Source organism: Dyadobacter sp. LHD-138 (genome assembly GCF_030929615.1).
Taxonomy (GTDB): domain Bacteria; phylum Bacteroidota; class Bacteroidia; order Cytophagales; family Spirosomataceae; genus Dyadobacter.
Map to the genome: position 1 here is coordinate 172455 of NZ_JAVFVU010000016.1, position 21196 is coordinate 193650.

20 protein-coding genes are annotated in these 21196 nt (G+C 43.2%); 8 read left to right on the forward strand and 12 right to left on the reverse strand.

The features are described from left to right. Positions 1-7: 7 nt before the first annotated feature. The 5 genes from RB622_RS14695 to RB622_RS14715 form a co-directional block, all read right to left on the reverse strand. The gene (locus RB622_RS14695) at positions 8-1258 is read right to left on the reverse strand and encodes an MFS transporter (protein WP_308047319.1); all 1251 of its coding nucleotides are present in this window, start codon (positions 1256-1258) and stop codon (positions 8-10) included. A 19-nt stretch (positions 1259-1277) separates the two neighbouring features. Next, positions 1278-4046, reverse strand: coding sequence for a TonB-dependent receptor (locus tag RB622_RS14700; RefSeq protein ID WP_308047320.1), 2769 nt, complete (start codon positions 4044-4046; stop codon positions 1278-1280). 32 nt (positions 4047-4078) lie between these two features. Then, complete coding sequence (locus tag RB622_RS14705; protein ID WP_308047321.1) at positions 4079-4639, reverse strand: peroxidase-related enzyme; 561 nt, start codon at positions 4637-4639, stop codon at positions 4079-4081. Positions 4640-4682: 43 nt separating this feature from the next. Continuing rightward, on the reverse strand, positions 4683-5222 hold the full coding sequence (locus RB622_RS14710) for a peroxidase-related enzyme (RefSeq protein WP_308047322.1): 540 nt from the start codon (positions 5220-5222) through the stop codon (positions 4683-4685). 203 nt (positions 5223-5425) lie between these two features. Then, positions 5426-5932: a hypothetical protein gene (locus RB622_RS14715; protein WP_308047323.1), complete on the reverse strand. Its 507-nt coding sequence runs from the start codon at positions 5930-5932 to the stop codon at positions 5426-5428. Positions 5933-6261: 329 nt separating this feature from the next. On the opposite strand from RB622_RS14715, the gene metG reads away from it, so the two are divergent. Beyond that, positions 6262-8334, forward strand: coding sequence for a methionine--tRNA ligase (gene metG / locus RB622_RS14720; protein ID WP_308047324.1), 2073 nt, complete (start codon positions 6262-6264; stop codon positions 8332-8334). Positions 8335-8429: 95 nt separating this feature from the next. Here the strand turns inward: metG and RB622_RS14725 are convergent, their stop codons facing one another. From RB622_RS14725 to RB622_RS14735, 3 genes are all read right to left on the reverse strand, one after another. After that, positions 8430-8765 (reverse strand): hypothetical protein, encoded by a 336-nt coding sequence (locus tag RB622_RS14725; protein WP_308047325.1) that lies wholly within the window; start codon positions 8763-8765, stop codon positions 8430-8432. Positions 8766-9044: 279 nt separating this feature from the next. Further along, positions 9045-9449, reverse strand: coding sequence for an Hsp20/alpha crystallin family protein (locus RB622_RS14730; RefSeq protein WP_308047326.1), 405 nt, complete (start codon positions 9447-9449; stop codon positions 9045-9047). A gap of 329 nt (positions 9450-9778) precedes the next feature. After that, positions 9779-10054: a SelT/SelW/SelH family protein gene (locus tag RB622_RS14735; protein WP_308047327.1), complete on the reverse strand. Its 276-nt coding sequence runs from the start codon at positions 10052-10054 to the stop codon at positions 9779-9781. Positions 10055-11086: 1032 nt separating this feature from the next. Here RB622_RS14735 and RB622_RS14740 point away from each other — a divergent pair. The 4 genes from RB622_RS14740 (at position 11087) to RB622_RS14755 (ending at position 14586) form a co-directional block, all read left to right on the forward strand. Then, positions 11087-11476, forward strand: a complete 390-nt coding sequence (locus tag RB622_RS14740) for a hypothetical protein (protein ID WP_308047328.1) — start codon at positions 11087-11089, stop codon at positions 11474-11476. Positions 11477-12241: 765 nt separating this feature from the next. Then, the gene (locus tag RB622_RS14745) at positions 12242-13042 is read left to right on the forward strand and encodes an ATP-binding protein (RefSeq protein WP_308047329.1); all 801 of its coding nucleotides are present in this window, start codon (positions 12242-12244) and stop codon (positions 13040-13042) included. Positions 13043-13046: 4 nt separating this feature from the next. Continuing rightward, positions 13047-13703 carry a response regulator transcription factor gene (locus RB622_RS14750; RefSeq protein WP_308047330.1) on the forward strand — a complete coding sequence of 219 codons (657 nt, stop codon included), beginning with the start codon at positions 13047-13049 and terminating at the stop codon, positions 13701-13703. Between the two features lie 202 nt (positions 13704-13905). Further along, positions 13906-14586: a type 1 glutamine amidotransferase domain-containing protein gene (locus tag RB622_RS14755; protein WP_308047331.1), complete on the forward strand. Its 681-nt coding sequence runs from the start codon at positions 13906-13908 to the stop codon at positions 14584-14586. A 61-nt stretch (positions 14587-14647) separates the two neighbouring features. Here RB622_RS14755 and rfbC read toward each other — a convergent pair whose 3' ends face one another. After that, entirely contained in the window at positions 14648-15190 is a 543-nt protein-coding gene (rfbC, locus tag RB622_RS14760) for a dTDP-4-dehydrorhamnose 3,5-epimerase (RefSeq protein ID WP_308047332.1), read from the reverse strand. Positions 15191-15299: 109 nt separating this feature from the next. Between rfbC and pyrF the strand changes: the two genes are divergently transcribed. Together pyrF and lysA are read left to right on the forward strand one after the other, a co-directional pair. Next, a complete protein-coding gene (pyrF, locus tag RB622_RS14765; protein ID WP_308047333.1) occupies positions 15300-16127 on the forward strand; it encodes an orotidine-5'-phosphate decarboxylase in 828 nt (275 codons plus the stop codon). Positions 16128-16180: 53 nt separating this feature from the next. After that, entirely contained in the window at positions 16181-17416 is a 1236-nt protein-coding gene (gene lysA, locus RB622_RS14770; protein ID WP_308047334.1) for a diaminopimelate decarboxylase, read from the forward strand. A 108-nt stretch (positions 17417-17524) separates the two neighbouring features. Here lysA and RB622_RS14775 read toward each other — a convergent pair whose 3' ends face one another. Both RB622_RS14775 and RB622_RS14780 read right to left on the reverse strand, forming a co-directional pair. Then, positions 17525-18907 (reverse strand): aldehyde dehydrogenase family protein, encoded by a 1383-nt coding sequence (locus RB622_RS14775; protein WP_308047335.1) that lies wholly within the window; start codon positions 18905-18907, stop codon positions 17525-17527. Positions 18908-18954: 47 nt separating this feature from the next. Next, positions 18955-19728: a glucose 1-dehydrogenase gene (locus tag RB622_RS14780; protein WP_308047336.1), complete on the reverse strand. Its 774-nt coding sequence runs from the start codon at positions 19726-19728 to the stop codon at positions 18955-18957. Positions 19729-19812: 84 nt separating this feature from the next. Between RB622_RS14780 and RB622_RS14785 the strand changes: the two genes are divergently transcribed. Beyond that, positions 19813-20424, forward strand: coding sequence for a hypothetical protein (locus tag RB622_RS14785; RefSeq protein WP_308047337.1), 612 nt, complete (start codon positions 19813-19815; stop codon positions 20422-20424). A gap of 59 nt (positions 20425-20483) precedes the next feature. Here RB622_RS14785 and tnpA read toward each other — a convergent pair whose 3' ends face one another. Beyond that, positions 20484-20954 (reverse strand): IS200/IS605 family transposase, encoded by a 471-nt coding sequence (gene tnpA / locus RB622_RS14790; RefSeq protein WP_308047338.1) that lies wholly within the window; start codon positions 20952-20954, stop codon positions 20484-20486. Between the last annotated feature and the right edge of the window lie 242 nt (positions 20955-21196).

Genomic DNA, 21196 nt, shown 5'->3' on the forward strand with positions numbered 1-21196 from the left:
AATTAACCTATGATAAGTTCTTTATATTCGTATCAGGATCTTTGATCAGCCAGGCGGCGGCCAGAGCAATGAGAAATGGTATCGAAAAGACCATTAATGCATTACCAAAACCACCGAGGATTGTAACCAAAGCCCCGATAAAAAAGACAGCAGTAGCAGTAAAAAAACGACCTATGTTGAAACAAAATCCTGTGGCCGTCGCCCGGATAATGACCGGAAACAGTTCAGGAATGTAACTTGATAACGCTCCCTGGCTTATGCCAAAACACAGCGAAAGCGCGGCCGTTTCAAGATAGATGACGTTGCTGAATGTGTGATTGGTAATAAATAACAATCCGCAGATCACGATGCAACCGGAAAAAGTAAACATCAGCGTTCTTTTGCTCCCGAAATTTCGGATCAGAAAACCGGAAAGAATTCCTCCGGTTATGCCGCCAAGTCCGAGAAGTACCATGGTAAGGCCTCTTTGTTTCTGACCGTCTTCGCCGGCAGCCAGAAGCGACTGTACCCAGGTAGGTAACCATGAAAATATCCCCCAAAGTCCGATCAGTACCGATCCAAAAATAATCGATCCGGCAATGAGATTCGGGCGATTTCTTTTATCAAAAATATTTTCGGGATCAAGCACCAGCTGTGTTTTAGTCAGCTGCCACGAATTGGATTCCGGCGTTAAAAACAGTATCAGCAGCGCCACAACAACCGGAATAATCCCCAGCCCGAAGGCAGGGCGCCAGGCAGCAAAAAATATATTCAAACTTCCTGTCGCCACAATGCCGATTGGGAAAGACACCGCCAGAATACCAAGCATCACGGGCCTCGTACGCTTTTCCCAGATCTCGGAGATATAAACGGTTGATACCAGTAATACGCCACCAACACCCATACCGGCAACAAATCTCAGCCCCATGAGCGAATACCAGTTGGGTACAATCACAACAAGACAGGTGGCCACGCCATAAAGTCCCGTTGTTAATGCCAGGGTTTTTGTTCTTCCAATCCGATCACTGATCACGCCGAAAAGTAATCCGCCAAACATCCAGCCATACAGAAAGGTAGCGTTAACAAAAGCACCGATCTCTCCAAGTTCAGCCTGCGAAACCTTTCTTTTCAGCAAGTCGGGAATTGCAACGGGGAGATAAACCGACATCAGTGTAGAAACCGTCCCGCAAAGTATATAACTCAGCATGCATAACCCGAATGCAATCCAGTTTCTGGTCAGCGTCGGGTTATTCACTTTGTGTAGTTCAAGCGTTTCCATATCATGGGGGTTGGTTAGGCTATCGGAACATCTGATCAAAATTCAAACTCACATAATACAAGCCACCAACAGCCGGTGAGCCATAAGCCTGCATGATATACTTGTTCGTCAGGTTTGCTGCACCCAGTTTAACGGTCGTTTTTAACGACGGAATTTTATAACTGACCTGAGCATCCAGCAAATTGTATGCGTTTATCTTGCCAGGACGCAATTCCGTAAAACTGCCATACCAGTCAAATGCGCTTTGCCAGTGCCAAGCCACGCTAAAACCTAAATTTTCAGTCAATCTCGAATTGCTCAGCACCAGATTTGTTTTCCACTTTGGCGTATTAAACGCGGGGATATTGTTGGGATTTGCATCCAGAATATTAAACCCTGCCCAGGTTCCATTGGCATTAACGCGGTAAGATTTTGGGAAAGAATAAGTCAACCCTGCGCTTACTCCCTGAATCGAAACCTTATCAGCAGCGTTGGTATACAACTGAAATGCCTGAATTTTACCCGCAGGAATATCTCCCGCTGCGGCCACGTTTACAGATCCATCAGCCAGTAAAACATCGGAATTAGGACGAATAACCACGGTATTGATAATAAAGTCCGTGTATTGGCTGTAATAATAGCTCAGATCGACCAGCAGCTTTTTTCCAAACAAACCCTTATAACCTACCTCATAACTTTTTACTTTTTCCGATTTAATAAAAGGCACATTGGACTTCACCAATTTATCCTTATTGTTCGCGACCGCCTGCGGGAAAGGAACACCTTGCTGCACTTCTTTTCCGAAAGCTGCCCCAAATGCCGACACCGATGCCGCTGTAAATGAATTTTCATAAGCATTCAGTCCCACCGCGTTGGACGGAGCCCCTCCCAGAATAATGATTGGGCCGACATTTAACTTGATATACTGATCGCTGCTCGTCGGGTTACGAAAACCGGTTTGATACGAAGCCCTGAAATTATGATCCCCAACCGAATACACTGCCGAAGCGCGTGGCGTGAATCTTCCTTCAAAGTTTTCATTTTTATCATAACGCCCCGATAAAGTCAGCTTCAAATGATCTTTCAGCAGCGATTTGGAGGCTTGTGCAAAGGCGCCGTACTCGTCGTTGGTCAGGTTTTTATCTTTATCATCAAATAACGTCCCGCCCGTATTCAGGAAATATTTCCTATAATTCCCCCCTACCTGTAAATTGAAAACTTTCAAAAAAGAGCTGAAATCGTACATCCCTTCGATATGCTGCAATTTGCTTTCGCTCAGTATCCCCGCTCCCGCCAAACCTCTGGTTTTTATCAGTCTGTCTTTTGCATTGTCAAATTCGGCACTGCCTGGTAATGCTCTTCCCCGGTCAGCAAAGGCGCGCGCCGCACTATTGTCCTTTGGGGTAACGCCATTGATTGTTCCGTTAAAAGCAGCGGCATATCTCGTAAACCAGGTCGCATCGGCTTTATCCGGTGTCACGGTAGCACCATTCAAATCCTGAACCCAGGTACGGTTGATCTGCTGTCCCAGTGCCCGCGTGTTATAGGAGTTCGTCGATAATTCTTTGTTGGAATAAGCACGGACATAGAAATTACTCCCTTTTAATTCCAGACGGTGTTGTATCAATTTAAAATCATTGATCACAAATCTGTTGCTGCCTGTGTATTGCGCCGTTCCCTGGTTAAAATTCCCCTGATAAATGGCTTCTATTTTATCAGTTATACGGTAGTGCAAAGCGCCATTCAGTTTCAGGCTGTAAACACCGTAGGTTGCCAGGTCTTTTTCCTCATAGCCCGTTCTGGACACGCGTCCGATACCCACCAGACTTTGCGCCACTTCGTCACCATAAATATTCAGTGCATTTTTACCCGGATTATTAGGGCCTCTGTTTTCAACCGATGTGTTGGGGTCGATATCGGTGTAATCATTGGCATACCAATCCGTTCCTTTGAGGTAAGAAGCATTAACTTTAAAAGCCAGGCGGTTATTGAACGACTTGGCGTAACGAAGCGCTGCATCGTACATCGGTTTGGCGCCAAGACCTGTGCCATCGCTCAGATGGTTTACTCCGAGTTTTGTCTGAACACTTAAACCCTGATAATCGAAAGGATTTTTCGTGCGTGTGTATAACATGCCATTAAATGCGACCGGCCCATAAAGCGCAGAAGCAGCACCCGGAATCAGCTCGACGCTTTCAACGTCGATATCATGCGGGCCAAATAAATTTCCCATGGCAAAGCCCAAACCCGCCGGCTGATTGTCCACGCCATCCACCAACTGCAAAAAGCGCCCATTGCCGGTTGTGTTAAATCCGCGGGTATTGATTTGCTTGTAGGTGAGGCTGCTTGTCACCATATCCAGGGATTTCATGTTAACCAATCCGTCATAAAAATTTGCCGAAGGTGTTTGTTGCACAGCTCTCAAATCCATTTTCTCAATACTCACCGGCGACCGCAAGATATTCTCCTCAACCCGTGAGGCCGAAATTACCACCTGATCCAGTTCTTCTGCCGACGATTTCAACGCAATCGTCACCGAAGACTGGTTACTCACTTTCAGCTCCTGACGTTCATATCCCACCAGAGAAATCACCAGGGAAGTTGACGCGGCGGTTGTTATTTCAAATTTTCCAGTAGCGTCCGTTATCGTTCCGGCAATATTTCCCTTCACCACAACCGAGGCTCCCGCCAGTGGCTGTTTGGTTTCCGAATCCTGGACAAATCCGGAAATTTTAATGGTTTGGGCATTTGCCATAGATATGACTGACAGGATCAGGATAAATACATTCAGGTAGAGGTTTCTCTTCATAAAATCCGGGTGAGTATGCTGGTTATAATTTATTAGTTTTTCAAGTGTTCGTAGCCTTGCGGCAAACGGTTATAGCCATGGTTGACAATTCTTTCTCCCAAATATTCATAGAACTCCGGGTTTGTCGGTGTAACGCTCGCCAGTCCGTCCACGTAGCGGTTGTACAGACAAAAAAGCGCAGCGATTAATACCGTATCATGAATTTCCTCATCCGTTGCGCCTTCTGATTTTGCTGCCGCAACAGCCTCGGGCGTAACCTCTTTTCCGCTTTTTTGGACCAGTTTGGCAATTTTCAGCAGCGTTTTCATTTTGCTGCTTACCGGCGCCGTATCAATATCCTGCTTGACCATTTCACAAGTTTCCGACTCTCCCAAAAGCAGATCGGCCGCCGCTGTATGTGCTGTGGTACAAAAAACACATTCATTGTTAAAAGAAACCACCGTTGCGATCAACTCCCGTTCGCCCTGGCTAAGCGTCGAATCGCCCCGAAGCAATAACTGGGTAAGTTCACGAATGGGAGCGGCCGTGTCCTGCCTGTATTCCAGTAAACCTGTAATACCCGGCAAATGTGATGGCAAGGGAATATGAGGCATCGTCTTTATTATTTTATGTTAAATGTTTTGCAAATGGAGTAAATCAATATCGGTCATAACCTACAAAAGCCATGCGCTCACCCATTTCGCGGTACGCTTCGTTTTCCTTTGGCGCCCAGGTTCCCAAACCATCCACGTACCGATTGAACATACAAAAAGCAGCCGCTATTAATACGGTATCATGGATTTCCTGATCAGTCGCCCCTTCTTCACGGGCCACTTTTACATCTTCTTCCAAAACATGCTTTCCGCCTTTCTGTACTTTTGCAGCGATCGATAATAGTGTACGTAATTTTGGTGAAACAGGGATCTGTATAAAATCCTGCTTGATGTCATCCAGCAGATTTACATCACAGGACAAATGAGCCATCGCCGCCGCGCCATGTGACGTATGGCAGAAATGGCAATTGTTAAGATTGGATACGTAAGACGCGATCAGCTCACGCTCTCCGCTGGTTAAAGAAGAAGGTCCTCTTAAAAGTACCTCCGCAAGCGCGCAAAGTGTTTTTGCTGCTTCAGGTTTAAAACCGAACAATCCTACAATACCAGGCAGTTCTTCGTTTGGTAAGGATATATGTGCCATTTGAGAATGTGAAATTAGCCCGCCGGAAAACAGCCAACGGATGAATCATCGCAGCAAAAACTACGACAACTAGCTCAAAATAAAATAGTTATTTATATAAATTTTCCCGCGAATCGTATAGCAGCGAATGATAAAACAGCAACAATACTGCTCATTCACAATCTGCAAACAGATCGGCTCTGGTTATATGAGAAAAAGAAAAATTACGCCAGATCGGGTGGCGGTGAAGGGATACTGAGGGAGGTTTTTTGCACAGTGAAATGATACTGATCCGCGGCAATTGTTGCCGGTGCAGACCATTCCATAACATAGAAAATATGTTTCCGGGTGGAAGCCATATAATCTTTAAGAAAACTTTTTAAAACGGTTGAAGGTGATTTTTTATGTGTATCGGCACTATTTCCGGCGATTTCATCATTAATATGGGAAACGAGGGTCATAAACCGGTCACGGGCGTTCTGGTCAAACGCGCAGTGCACATACATCGTGTCATTGATCAGCTGCTTTGTTTTCATCTGATAATATTCACCGCCATGCTGAATTTTGCCTTCTGCGGGTTCCGGGTTATCCCAGTTCGTTTGGTAAGGAATCGATACAGGAACCTTGATAACAATGTCTTTGGAATAAGGATGCCGCTCAATATGATCTTCATTTCCAGTGCTTACCGCATACTTTTCCTCAAACAGATAAACCACGGAGTAGCCCATCATGTTATATAGCAAAAGGCAGCAAAGCAATATGGATAGAATCCGGCCCAAAATTACAAAAGTAAAATTATTCCTTATAATTATACAAATATATCAGAATGAATAGAATTTGCAAGTAACAGGAATATCAGAAATCAAATTTAATTGAGTGAGGTATTTGCGCTTCCAAATTATAACCGTTTGTTACTTAAACAAGATGCGTTTTAAAAACGGGGACGCCCAGTCTTGACTTCTAGTCCACCACCACTTCATACTTTCTTACTTATAACGTAACCGCTCTCAAGCCGATTTCACTAACTTTGTACAATAAACTAAATAAGAGTAAAAAATTAATGGCAATTATTGACCCTAAACGCTATACCGTCACCGCGGCACTGATTTATGCCAACGGACCTATTCATATTGGCCACCTTGCCGGATGTTACATACCAGCCGACATTTACGTGCGTTATTTGCGCGCTAACGGCAAAGACGTGGCATTTATAAGCGGGACCGACGAACATGGTGTTCCCATTACCATTCGTGCAAAAAAAGAAGGCATGACGCCTCAGCAGGTTGTTGATAAATATTACACCCAGATTGACGAGTCTTTCAAACAATTGGGTATTTCCTTCGATGTTTACTCACGCACCAGCAAAAAGGTCCACCACGAGACCTCGCAGGAAATTTTCAAAGACTTACATGACAAAGGTGTTTTCATAGAAGAAACCACTGAACAATATTATGATGAAACGGCCCAGCAGTTTTTAGCAGATCGTTATATCGTTGGCACTTGTCCGGTTTGCGCCAATCCGAATGCCTACGGCGATCAATGCGAACGTTGTGGTTCAGCATTAAGTCCTACGGAACTTATTGAGCCTCATTCCATGCTCTCAGGTGCCAAACCTGTGATGCGCCCGACTACAAACTGGTTCTTGCCGCTTGACAAATTACAACCTCAGGTGGAAGAATTCATCAACAGCCATCCTGAATGGAAAACGAATGTACTGGGACAATGCCAGTCCTGGCTTAAAGAAGGCCTGAAGCCAAGAGCCATGACCCGCGATCTGGATTGGGGTATTCCGGTTCCCTTGCCAAACACCGACGGAAAAGTGCTTTACGTGTGGTTTGAGGCGCCTATTGGCTATATCTCGGCCACCAAAGATTGGCTTATCCAGAAAAATGGCACGGATGAAGGCTGGAAAAAATGGTGGAACAAAAATAAAGAAGGCGCCGAGGAGACCAAACTCGTGCATTTTATCGGGAAAGACAACATTGTATTCCATTGCATCATTTTCCCGGCAACAGTAATTGCTGAAGGTAATCTGATATTGCCGGATAATGTTCCTGCCAATGAGTTTATGAACCTGGAAGGCGATAAAATTTCGACATCCAGAAACTGGGCTGTGTGGCTTCATGAGTACCTTGAAGAACTTCCTGACAAACAGGATGTCCTCCGTTATGTGCTTACTGCCAGTGCGCCTGAAACGAAAGACAGCGAATTTACCTGGAAAGATTTCCAAACACGTAACAACAGTGAGCTTGTCGGTATTTTTGGTAATTTCATCAACCGTGCCGTTGTACTAACCCAGAAATTCTGCGACAGCAAAGTGCCTGCACTTGGTGAATTGACCGAGGCTGACCAGGCTGTTTTGGCTGAACTGGCGGCATTCCCGGCAAAAATCGGGGACGCGATGGAAAACTATCGTTTCCGTGAGGCGCTTACCTTTATAATGGACCTGGCCCGTTTGGGAAATAAATACCTGGCCGATACCCAGCCATGGCATGCGATTAAGACGGATCCGGAACGTGTCAATACGATCATGAATATCGCCCTTCAGATCTCTGCTTCCTTATCGATCGTATCCGAACCCGTGCTTCCTTTTACTGCTGAAAAAATTCGTACGCAGTTGGGCGTTGCAAATAAAACTTGGGCCGATGCAGGAAAAGCCGACTTATTAGCGGCAGGACAAGCGATCAGCGAAGCGGGACTTCTTTTTGAAAAAATCGAGGATCATGTCATCGAAAAACAAATCCAGAAACTGCATGACGCAAAACGCGCCAATGAACTGGAAGGAAAAGTGGTCGCTCCTGTGAAAGCTGAAATCCAGTACGACGACTTTGCTAAAATGGATATTCGCGTCGCTACAATTGTGGAGGCGGAAAGTGTGCCCAAAAGCAAGAAACTTTTGAAACTGAAAGTGGATATCGGCAGCGAACAGCGTACGGTACTCAGCGGAATTTCAGAACATTTCAAACCAGAAGAAATAATCGGTAAAAAAGTTTTATACCTGGCCAACCTCGCTCCCCGTAAAATGATGGGCATGGAAAGTCACGGCATGATCCTGATGGCAGAAGACAAAGACGGCAGCCTGGCTTTCGTTCAACCCGGTAAAGAGATTTGGAACGGAGGAACGGTTAACTAGTCCGGAAATATAAGTCTAAAGGAAAACCCTGATGTATTGCTACATCAGGGTTTTCCTTTTTAAATAGGGTAGATCAGGTCAGTAGTGACTGATTTCTATTCAAATTCTTTTTTCAGCTTGTCATACAAAGCGTTCACCCGGTCCACCAGAACCCGGCATTCTGACTCTGTCATGTTTTCAATCGTGTGCGTTACAGCGTTGGAAATAACCCGTCCTTCTGCATTCAGTTTTGCGCCGAGTTTTTTAGTGTGCCCGAGAATATTTTCCCATTCGCCGATAAGCTCGTCCGAAAAATATTTAGGCTCAATGATGTTAAAATAGGCTGCCTGAGATTTGAGCTGCTCCTTCGGTTTTGCACCGGAGCCGGATACGCGGAGACCGTCTGCCAACTTTGAAAGTTCAATATAGGCAAAGATGTTTGACTTTTTCATAACGTTAACTTGAATATAGGAGGTAATACGTACACGAATATACAGATATGTCACCTTATTTTTTCAATAAAAATTTCAGGTTTACTATATCTTAACATGAAGTATTGGCAGGATGCAATAATTTCTGGTTTAAAGAGTAAAATAACGCTTAATACCTGTAAACCAGGTTATTATTTACAAAAATAAACATCCAAATATTTCGGAATTACCGAAAAATAAAGGCCCCGCAATTCGTCATTGCAAGGCCTTTATATTATAGAAATCCCTATCCCGGGCCGCCTACCAGCGCTCAATATCCACTTTTCTGCGAAAATCATCTTGTTGGTGATTAAATGGAAGAAAAAGGACCAAATGACGTTTGACGGCATCATATCTTGCCGTGATGTTATCAGCGTCTACGCCGTCCGGAATAGTCAGTGTGCTGATAAAACGGATCGTTTTCCATTGTTCTTCTTGCCCTTCATGCTGAGCAAATATTGGCAAAAGGTGGTATAACCGCATTTTGTCTTTAACAATTTCAAGCTCTAAATCTTCGGACTCGATGCCCGGCGCTTTTACTGTTACTTCATAACCATCAGTACCTTTTTTGAGGTTTACTACCGGTTCGCTGTTTCCTCCGTTGATGGTATTGGTAAAATCAATATGCATCAACATCTCCCGCGGTATTTTTATCTTGTTTTCCATGGTGCTTAGCGTTTTGTATTCACATTTATACATCAAACAAAAAAATCCGTACCAGAAATTCCCAATTGGTGTTAAAACAAGTATTGACAATGCAATAAACCAAACTAAACAACTATTAATCAGATCATTAACAAAATAAGTCGATAATAAAATAAGATTATACCACTATCAAAATTATAGTTACTGCCATTTTTACAGTCAACAATTGCATGAAATGCCATTCTGTCTTTAAACCTATCTGATTCATAGACTCCGAAAGATCATAAAGGTTTAATCTTCAATTAATAATATTTTCAATCGATTATACCGGATATACGAAAATGATATCCTCAACGATCATTATGACCTAAATCGCGCGCAGGAGCGATCTGATCACGGACGCGCTGCTTCATTTCCTTCGGTTCCGGAAAATGTCCCTCTCTTTTCCTGTCCCACAAAAGATGGTCATCCACCTTCACGGTATAGCGGCCTGCAACCTCCGAAGGCACCAGTGTGACGGCATGCACATCCGCTGCAAAAGTGGTAAGCAACTCCTGCGCCATCCAGGCTGCACGTAAAAGCCAGCCACATTTAGGGCAATATTCTATGGTTATTGTCGGTTTCATTTTGGGTTATTTTTTTGATAAAGTTAACAAAGGTTCTTTATCAAAAAGATTTCTCTCATTCGGTCTCTTCGGATTTTTGACTAACGATGCCGTAAATAAAAAATGACAAACAGACAACATCGAAAAATCATTTCTATCCGTCCAATGTCCTCAGACCAGGAACAATCCCGAAGGGATCAAATTATTGTAGAAAAGACGTACAAAGATCCGGATCAGAACCCTGAAAGGGTGACATAAATATTCCCGCCCATCTGCCACCCCGATGGGGTTTTGATTGAGAAGGGGCATTTGTTTGCTACAATAAATCCATCCCTTCGGGATTTTGGCCCGTTCCAGCTTTACTTATGTATCCTATTCTAGCGTTGCAAACGCTAAAACAAGAAACCCCTACGCGGTAAATAAAAATGACAAACAGACAACATCGAAAAATCATTTCTATCCGTCCAATGTCCTCAGATCAGGAACAATCCCGAAGGGATGAAATTATTGTAGAAAAGACGTACTAAGATCCGGATCAGAACCCTGAAAGGGTGACATAAGTATTCCACCCCATCTGCCACCCCGATGGGGTTTTGATTGGGGCGGCGACATTTGTTTGCTACAATAAATCCATCCCTTCGGGATTTTGGCCCGTTCCAGCTTTACAAACACTAAACCAAAAAATCCGGGATGAACTTTCATCCCGGATTTCTGTACTAGCCTAACCTTTTTAACCCTAATAAGTATGTTCTGGTAATGTATTTTTCATGACTGATACAAAAGTACAGTGCGCCAGGCTTGCATTTTAGCGTGATTATCCCTGATTTTTCAATCGCGTAAATCCTATTGCCGAAACTGGTAATTATCCCTGATCTAGTAAGTAGAATTACGTGTTTTATTTTAGGAAAACCATATAAAATACTAACAATCAGATATTTATAATCAGATAGCAAACTAGACATTTCTGCTCGTCTTGCCAATCATTTTGCTTCGGACTAATTTTGCGTATCATTAATTTTATTTATTAACTCTCTCCCTTTTTCAAGTACAATTATGGCAAAGTTTACAGGTCACGAAGGCAGGCTTATTTCCTCATTGGAGATTAAATCCCTAACAGAACCACACCATGCGAAAGAAAAAGAAATCGCATCCAGAGGTGAAAATTACATCAAAGCTGAATTTTTCGGTATCCACACATTCAACAAATTAATACAATCATACGGTGAAAGTTGTGTCGGTTTTCGCGTATATTACGGCAACAGAGAGGAAGACCATAATGGAGATGAGCCGGTAATCGGAAAAGGGAAACCAACATCCCGACTGATTATTGTCCCTGTATCCGCAGACGGTAAAGACATCACAAAGGGTATGGGATTGAAAGATATGCCTAATGGTGATGATGATGGAATGACAGGAGGTCCTGTTTGTCCAAATCATTGCTAAAATTAAAACAACATTGCAAAATGGTTGAAAAATACATCTCTTACTTTGCCCATCAACCTCTTGCATGTATAACCGTTTTCAGTACTTTATTGCCATTAGCATTTATTTGTTACCGTAAAGCAGGTGTAGATCCGTCATTTCGTTTATTATTGATTTTCTTGATATTCAAGATTTCTACCGATATTATAATGTTACATTACGCCACATTTAGATGGAACAATATCATCTATTATAACGTCGGCATTCCAGTTCGTTACGTGCTTCTAAGTGGAATGTTTTATTATAAATTCGAATCTAAAATATTGAGAAAGTGGATTCTAAATATAATGATAGTATTTTTGATTTTTTCAGTTTGGGATATTGTTTCAGTTAATCCGGATATTTTAGATCTACACGGGCATAGAATGGTAGCATATGCTACTACCTTAGAAAGTTTGTTAATGCTTTTCTGGATCCTTATTTATTTTTACGAGACTATCAGATCACTAAAAATTCCGAATCTACTGTCATTCCCTTTTTTTTGGATTTGCTCTGGGTTGCTACTTTTTTACGCCAGTTTTGCATTTGTTGCACCATTTTTGACATATGTGTTCAAATGGGAGAACTGGTTAAATATTGGTTTTGTAAGTTATGTTCCGTACGTTTTTGAAATAGTAACTAATATTTTTCTTTGTATCGGAGTAAGCTTTTTTTCGCCTAGATATTATGCAGAACATTGAAGAGCTCAAATTAGCTATTATAATATCTATAATAGCTATGTTAACAATGGCATTTTTTGTCATCCTCTTCGTCATGTTTTATCAAAAACGGCAACTACATCAGGAAAAGAAACTTCGTGAAATTGAAAAGGATCATCAGCGGAAGCTCCTTGACACCGCACTGAATTCCGAAGAAAACGAACGCAGACGCATTGCACAGGATCTTCACGATGATATTGGAACGATGTTATCACTTACTAAGCTGAGTCTGAATCAGCTTAGTAAGCTGGTAGCAGAATCTGACATCAAGGAAGATCAGATTATGCGAAAATCGCAGTCGCTGGTGGAGGAGACGATATTGCATGTCCGCAGAATCACCCGCGATCTGGTACCAACCACGCTGGAACGATTTGGTCTAGCAGCAGCGATTGAAGAATTTATCAACAAACTGGAAGAAGATAATAACCTCAGACTTTCTTTTCGTGCCAATACCGAGGATGCGCCGCGTCAGAGTCAGAAAGTTGAGCTCACCATTTACCGGATTATGCAGGAACTTGTAAACAATTCGATCAAGCATTCGAAATGTTCACAGATTGAAATTAACTTGCAGGTAAATAGTAAATTCATTGGTCTTATTGTAACGGACAACGGTATCGGTTTCGATCCTGAAATGATCAAAGAAAACAATCTGGCTGGCCTCGGACTGTTGGGTATTGAAAGCCGGCTCGCTATTGTGGACGGCACCATTGCGTATGAAAAACCGAAATCCGGTGGCTGTCGGGCATTTGCTCAGATACCGGTGGTTCACGCGTCCGGAAACAAACCAGAGCCATTACATCCATTTCGCCGTGAGCGAATGACAATTTGACACCATGAAAACCTTGAAACTGGGCATAGCAGACGATCACGAATTATTCAGAAAAGGATTTATTTCCATGCTGAGTAACATTCCTGACTTTGATTTCGTCCTCGAAGCGGCCAACGGACAGGAACTTCTGGACAAGTTGCCGGGTAACGTACCCGATATCGTTTTCATGGACCTGCAAATGCCCGTTATGGATGGAATTCAGGCCACAGAGCTCGCTTTTGAGCGTTTCCCTGAAATCAAGATCATCGTCGTTTCCATGTACAACGAGGATCGTTTCGTTATTCACATGCTTGAAAAAGGCGTTCAGGGTTATTTATTGAAAGATACCAGCCCGGACGAAGTTGAAAAAGCAATCCGCCGCGTATCCGAGGAAGGTTTTTATTACAATGATTTTGTCTCCAAAGCGATGCACCGCAAAATGGTGAACCGCCAACCCAATAAACATCCGTTTTTCCCGAATTCATGCAACGTGGCCCTTTCCGCCCGTGAAAAAGAGGTGCTTCAGTTAATCTGTGACGGGCTGTCAACCACTGAAATAAGCGATAAACTTTTTATCAGTGTCCGCACCGTTGAAGGTCACCGCCTGCGTGTGCTTGAAAAAACGGGCACAAAATCCACCGCCGCCGCCGTAGCTTTTGCCTACAAAAATCAGCTGCTTTGATAGCTTTTAGCGATTAGGAGTTAGTGTTTAGACTGCCCGTCAAAAATTTTCACGCAAGCCTTCTGCTGGAAATCTTTGCCTTTATCAACATATTACTTCCTTTTTTTTTATCTTTCCAAACCATAAAAAAAAAAGTTTGGTATGTCTTGAAAATCAGAACTTTCGGCTAATTCTGTCATTCTCTCATTCAATCATTGCTCAAATGAAAGTACTTATTGTTTGTACCAACCACGATAGTTATCCAACCAAGTCGGGAAAAACAGGGTTATGGCTGAGCGAGTTGACGCATTTTTATGAAGTAATGACCAGGCGAAGAGTATTGATAGACCTTGTGAGTCCGAAAGGCGGAAAAATTCCCGTGGATGAAAGAAGTATGGATTTAAAAGACGAGGTAAATCAGAAGTATTTGGCCGACAGTACGTTTCTGGAAAAGTTTGAGAATTCGTTAAAACCATCCGATATAAACCCGAAGGATTACCGGCTTATCTATTTTACAGGAGGAAACGGCGGTCTGTGGGACTTCCCCGATAACACCGAATTACAGGAAATAACGAGGTCAATTTATGAGAACAATGGCATGGTCACGGCAGTTTGCCACGGCGTAAGCGGCCTTTTAAACGTAAAACTTTCCGACGGCTCTTACCTGATCCATGACAAATACGTGACCGGATACGCACATGTGGAAGATACCCTGATGAGCTTCGTAAGTGAAGTTCCTTTTTACCTGGAAGACCTGCTAAAAGCAAGAGGGGCGCATTACACCAAGGCCATGATCCCGTTCGTCGAATTTATTGAAATGGACGAAAGGCTTATTACAGGCCAAAATCCAAATTCGGCCAAAAAAGTAGCTTCAAAGGCTCTTGAAGAGCTTTTTGAAAAATAAAGGAGCAAAAAGCAGACAGAGAATATACCCGATCTGCTTTTTTCTCCCAATATAAAATCTCTTACAATTGTTTTTCAAACAAAGACTTCAGTGTTGGAAGGATCAGATCTTTCTCCGAAACGATCGGATTTTCGATTCCCCAGTCAATGCCCAAATCAGGATCATTCCATAAAATACCCGACTCAGCGCCTTTGTTATAGACATTGGTACATTTATAACTAAATACAGAATCTTCCAGAGCCACAAAACCATGCGCGAATCCCTCCGGAACGTAGGCCATGTTGTTGGTATCGCTGCGCAATTCAAAAACCTCGTGTTTTCCAAAAGTAGGCGAATCAGGACGAATATCGACGGCCACATCCAAAACCCTTCCCGAGATCACGCGGACCAGCTTTCCCTGCGCAAAAGGTGCGTTCTGAAAATGCAGACCTCTGACAACTCCTTTTATGGAAAATGACTGATTATCCTGTACAAAGTTTGTTGGCAAGCCTAATTTTCTAAACAATTCCTCATTGTAAGATTCAAAAAAGAATCCTCTGTCGTCTTCAAAAACACGTGGGATAATTTCAACTAAACCGGCAATGGATGTTTCTCGGATCTGCATAATGATTGTTTGAATTTTCTTTTTTAAAGAGCCATAGTATTTAATGTGCCCCCAAATTTATGAATCTATTTGCAGAGGTTGTAATTTCGGCACATTATTTCGAAATAACATGACATACGAAGCGCTTTTTGACCACATCTCCCAAAAGAAATCTTATCTCTGCATAGGACTTGACACAGATATACGTAAAATCCCAGCTCACTTGTTAAAAGAGAGCGATCCCGTATTTGAATTCAATAAACAGATTATTGAAGCCACGGCGGATTACTGCGTTTCATATAAACCCAATATCGCTTTTTATGAGGCGCTGGGAGCAAAAGGCTGGGAAAGTCTGCAAAAGACGATGGAATATATTCCAAAAAGTCATTTTACGATTGCAGATGCCAAAAGAGGTGATATCGGAAATACTTCGGGTCTGTACGCGCGTACTTTCTTCGATCCCGCTTCTTCCGGGTTAAATTTTAACTCTGTGACTGTCGCTCCTTATATGGGGAGTGATTCCGTTACGCCGTTTCTTGATTTTGAGGACAAGTGGGTGATTTTGCTTGCGTTAACCTCGAATTCCGGTGGGGCCGATTTTCAAAGGATCGAAACCAAAGACGGATTTTTATACGAGCAGGTTTTAAAAACCTCGCAAACATGGGCCGGCGCAGACCGGATGATGTATGTCGTTGGCGCAACACAGGCACATGATCTGGCCAATATCCGAACCATTGTCCCTGATCATTTCCTGCTTGTACCCGGTGTAGGCGCACAGGGCGGAAATCTGGAAGAGGTTTCGCGTTATGGTATGAATAAAAGCTGCGGATTACTGGTCAATGCTTCCAGAAGCATTATTTATGCCGGAAACGGACTTGATTTTGCTCAAAAAGCGAAGGAAGAGGCACAGGCTTTACAAAAAGAAATGGCGGTTTATCTTGATCAGTATTGCAAGTAGGCTAAGACCGGTCATTTCTGAATATTTTTACAAATCCATTCAATTTATTCCCAATGCAGCTTTCAGAACAAAGTACATATACCATACAAAATATCGACCCGGTCCAGCTTGTTGAAGAGTTCGGCAGTCCGCTTTATGTTTACGATGGCGGCACCATCCGCCGGAAAGTACAGGAATTGCAGCATGCTTTTTCCGGTGTTAACATGAAGATCAAATTTGCGTGTAAAGCCAATACCAACCTTGCCATTTTGCGTTTGATGCGCGAAATCGGTGTGGAGCTCGATGTTGTTTCCCCAGGAGAACTGGAAATAGGAAAACTGGCCGGCTTTGATACCAAGCATATCACTTTTACACCCAGTGGTGTACCTTTTCACGAAGTAAAAACGGCCGTAGAAGCAGGTGCTGTTGTCAATATCGACAGTATTCCTTTGCTCGAATGGTTTGGACAGACGTATGGCAATACAAAACCGTGTCTGATCCGTTTGAAACCGAATGTGGCCGCGGGTGGAAATATCAAGATCATGACGGCACACGCAGATTCCAAGTTCGGAATTTCTGTTTTGCTGCTGGATCAGATTCTTGAAGTGGTAAAAAAATACGACATCAAAGTGATTGGATTGCACCAGCACACAGGATCAGACATTAAAGATGCAGAGCCTTTTTTACAGGTGGCCGATATCGTTTTTGAAGCCGCTTTACAATTTCCTGACCTCGAAATTATTGATTTGGGTGGCGGATTTAAAGTTTCCTACAAACCAAACGACCCGATCACAGACATGGAGCTTTTGGGAAACAAGATTTCTGAACGTTTCAAAAACTTCTGTGCAAAATATGGCCGTGAGCTGCAATTGTGGTTTGAGCCAGGTAAGTTTTTGGTAAGTGAGTGCGGAAATTTGTTAGTAAATACAACCGTGGTGAAGGAAGACCCGGCCCGTACATTTGTCCACATCGACTCAGGTTTAAATCATCTGATCAGACCGATGATGTATGGCTCCTACCATCATATTTTGAATGTATCCAATCCGGCAGGCGTTGAAAAAGAATATACAATCGTTGGCTACATCTGCGAAACCGACACTTTCGCGACCGACCGTCCTTTGCCCGAAGTTCGTCAGGGGGATGTTCTTGCGTTTCTGAATGCAGGCGCTTATGGTTACACGATGAGCTCCAACTATAACGCTCGTTTCCGTCCGGCTGAAGTTTTAGTCGATAACGGCAAGGCCAAACTGGTGAGAAGGCGCGAGACTCTGGAAGACTTGTTACGCACGCAGGTAGGTTTCGCAGAGTAACGCGGAGACAAAAAAGAGGTGCACTGAGTTTATTTTCATAAAACTCTGTGCACCTCCTTTTACCTCTGTGGTTCCGCGCGGCGTCCGCTCTGTGTAACCTAAAAAAACCTACCCAATTTTCAAGTGGAAAGATTTTGCTTTTGTCAATGCTTCGTAACCTACTTTTGAAAGCGTAACACCTCTTCCTGAATTTTTCACGCCTGTCCAGGCCAAAGCGGGGTCAAGATAATCGCAGCGGTTCATAAACCAGGTTCCCGTTTCCACCTGTTCACCGATGGCTAACGCCGCGTCAATATCATTCGTCCAGATAGACGCTGTCAGTCCATATTGACTGTCATTCATAAGTCTAATCGCTTCCTCATCACTTTTCACGGACATAATCCCAACGACCGGAGCAAAACTCTCCTCCGTCATGATCTGCATGGTATGGTCTACATCAACCAAAACCTGAGGAGCCATGTAAGGCGTTCCCTCTTTATGTGCAGGAAATAGTGCCGGATCTATCAATGTTTTCGCTCCCTGCGCTACGGCTTCGTCGATTTGCTTCTGTGCAAAAACAGCCGCCGAAGTCCGGACCATAGGCCCCAAAGTCGTATCGGCGTTTAACGGATCGCCCAGGATGTAGGTTTTTGTCATCGCAACAAACTCCTTGACAAACTTATCGTACACATCTTCGTGGACATAAATACGCTCAATCCCGCAACATGACTGCCCGGAATTAAAGAACGAACCATCCACCAGATTTTCAACCGCATCCGCGAGGTTCGCATCAGCGCGCACATAAGAAGGATCTTTCCCGCCCAATTCTAGTCCGCCTACGATAAACCGCTCATTGATTGATTTCTGCACGGCATGACCGCCCTCCACAGAACCTGTGAAAGCAACATAGGAAGTTCTTTCATCAGCAATGACACGAGCCACCTGTTCGTGACTTAAATGTAAATATTGAAAAACGCCTTCCGGCAAACCTGCATAAGCAAAAGCTGCGGCATAACGTTCCGCGCACAGCGGTGTTTGCTGCGCGTGCTTCAAAATAACGGTGTTGCCTGCCATGATTGCAGGAATCACCGAATTGACGGAAGTCAGATAAGGGTAATTCCAGGGCGCAACGACAAAAACAACGCCAACCGGATCTCGGCGAATAAACCGCCTGAAACCCTCAATTTCCTCTACTTCCACATCGGCCAGAGTCTGTTCCGCTACGCCGATCATGTATTTTGCCCGCTCCTGAAAACCTCTCCGGATTTCGTTGGCGGTATAACGGACCGGCCTTCCCATTTGCCAGGTAAGTTCCAAACCAATTTCGTCGGCGTTATTCAGAAAATACTCAACGGCTTTATGGCAAAAAGCTGCGCGCTGGGCAACTGTCGTTTTTTTCCACTCTTTTTGCGCTTCGGTTGCTTTGGCCAAAGCATTCTCAATCATTTCATTGGATGCCAGCGGCCGTTCCAGATATACCGACCCATCAACCGGGCTTATTGTTGTTTGCATAAATCAAAAGTTAGAAAAGATTCAGGAAAACCTCACCCCGACTTTTATCAAAGCGGTGTCACGTAAGCAGACGTTATACCGCCATCAACCAAAAAGTCAGTGCCCGTTACAAATGATGACTCGTCGGAAGCAAGGAACAAAACAGCGGACGCCATTTCCTTCGCTTCTCCAAAACGCCCCATTGGAATATGTACCAGACGACGTTGTTTTTTTTCCTCGGTATTTAAAAACTTCATCAGTAATTCCGTACGCAAAGGTCCCGGGCACAAGGCATTGACGCGAATATTTTCACGTGCATGGATGATCGCCAATTCGCGTGTTAATGCCAAAACAGCCCCTTTACTGGCCGTATACGCAACCTGTGGCGTAGCCGCTCCAAGAATAGCTACAAAAGATGCCGTATTGATGATCGACCCACCGCCCGCGCGCTGAAGTGCCGGAATACCATATTTACATCCCAGAAAAACACCTTTTGCGTTGATGTTCATCGTCAGATCCCAGATCGATTCTTCGGTTGTAACGGCGTTGTCATCATCACTGTGCATGATACCGGCGTTATTGAACAAGATGTTCAGTTTCCCGAATTTTTCTTCTGTAAAAGCAACCATGGCTTGACAATCAGCCGCTTTCGAAACATCTGCATGAAGATAAAAAGCATCACCACCTTCAGCGGTGATCAAATCTACCGTTTCCTGTCCGGCTGCGTCATTCACGTCCGTTACAACAATTTTAGCTCCTTCCTTGGCAAATAAAAGAGCAGTTTCCCGCCCGATTCCGCCACTTCCACCCGTGATGAGGGCGACTTTATTTTCTAAACGCATTGGTTAATGTATTAAGGGATTGAATAATAGTAATTGAGTTTATATATCTGTAATTCAATTTTTTGACAAGAACAGGAGGCTCCTATGGAGCCAAAATTATCTATAAATCCAAGCTTTTTCTATAAACAGGCAGCCACGACGTGGCCAAAAACATCCAAACAAAAACAATTCATTAAAACATATTCCTTTTTGCTATCACGCCCCTTTAGGAGCGCCCTGTTTATAGCAAAAAAAGTTCTCAATCGTTTTACCGACTCCTTAGGAGTCGCCTCTTTAGGGTCCTTCAAATTTTTACATTTCCCAAGCCTTGACCAAAAGGAGGCTCTTAAGGAACCAAATACATTGATAAATCTGAACCTTTTCTATAAACAGGTAGCCACGACCGGGCCAAAAACATCCAAACAAAAACAATTCATTAAAACATATTCCTTTTTGCTACCACGCCCCTTTAGGAGCACCCTGTTTATAGCAAAAAGAATTCTCAATCGTTTTACCGACTCCTTAGGAGTCGCCTCTTTAGGGCCCTTCAAATTTTTATATTTCCCAAGCCTCGACCAAAAGGAGGCTCTTACGGAGCCAAAATTATCTATAAATCCAAGCTTTTTCTATAAACAGGTAGCCACGACGTGGCCAAAAACATCCAAACAAAAACAATTCATTAAAACATATTCCTTTTTGCTATCACGCCCCCTTTAGGAGCGCCCTGTTTATAGCAAAAAAACACTTCAACAACCCACCGACTTCTTAGGAGTCGCCTAAGGCAAACTATCGAAAAAATCAAACAAATACTTCTCCTCAAAAGAGACATTAAATTTTTTCAAAAAATCACAATACTCTTCCTTAAATGTTCTTTTCCTATGATGTTCCTCTTGATTCAAAATATATTTAACTACCACATCGATATGGGAATGTGAATAAGAAAAAACTCCATATCCCTCCTGCCATCCAAATCTAAAATTGGTCCATTTTTTCGCATTAACAAACTCATTGCTTTCTACTTTTATTTCTTTTACAAAATCTGAAATTGATGTCACGGGTTTAAAACCAACGAAAATATGGACATGATCCGGCATACAATTAACGGCTAACATTTTCGCCTTTCGATTTTGAACCAAAGAGGTGAAATATTTCTGCAACTCTTCTTTATGCATTTTCGGTATTAAACTTTCTCTGTTCTTTACCGCAAACACGAATTGCAGATAAATCTGGGAATAAGTATTTGGCATTTTTTATATGGTTAGTGTGTGAATGATGCATATTATTTTTTCTAAAATCTGACAGGAGGCTCCTATGGAGCCAAAATCATCTATAAATCCAAGCTTCTTCTATAAACAGGTAGCCACGACGTGGCCAAAAACATCCAAACAAAAACAATTCATTAAAACATATTCCTTTTTGCTACCACGCCCCTTTAGGAGCACCCTGTTTATAGCAAAAAGAATTCTCAATCGTTTTACCGACTCCTTAG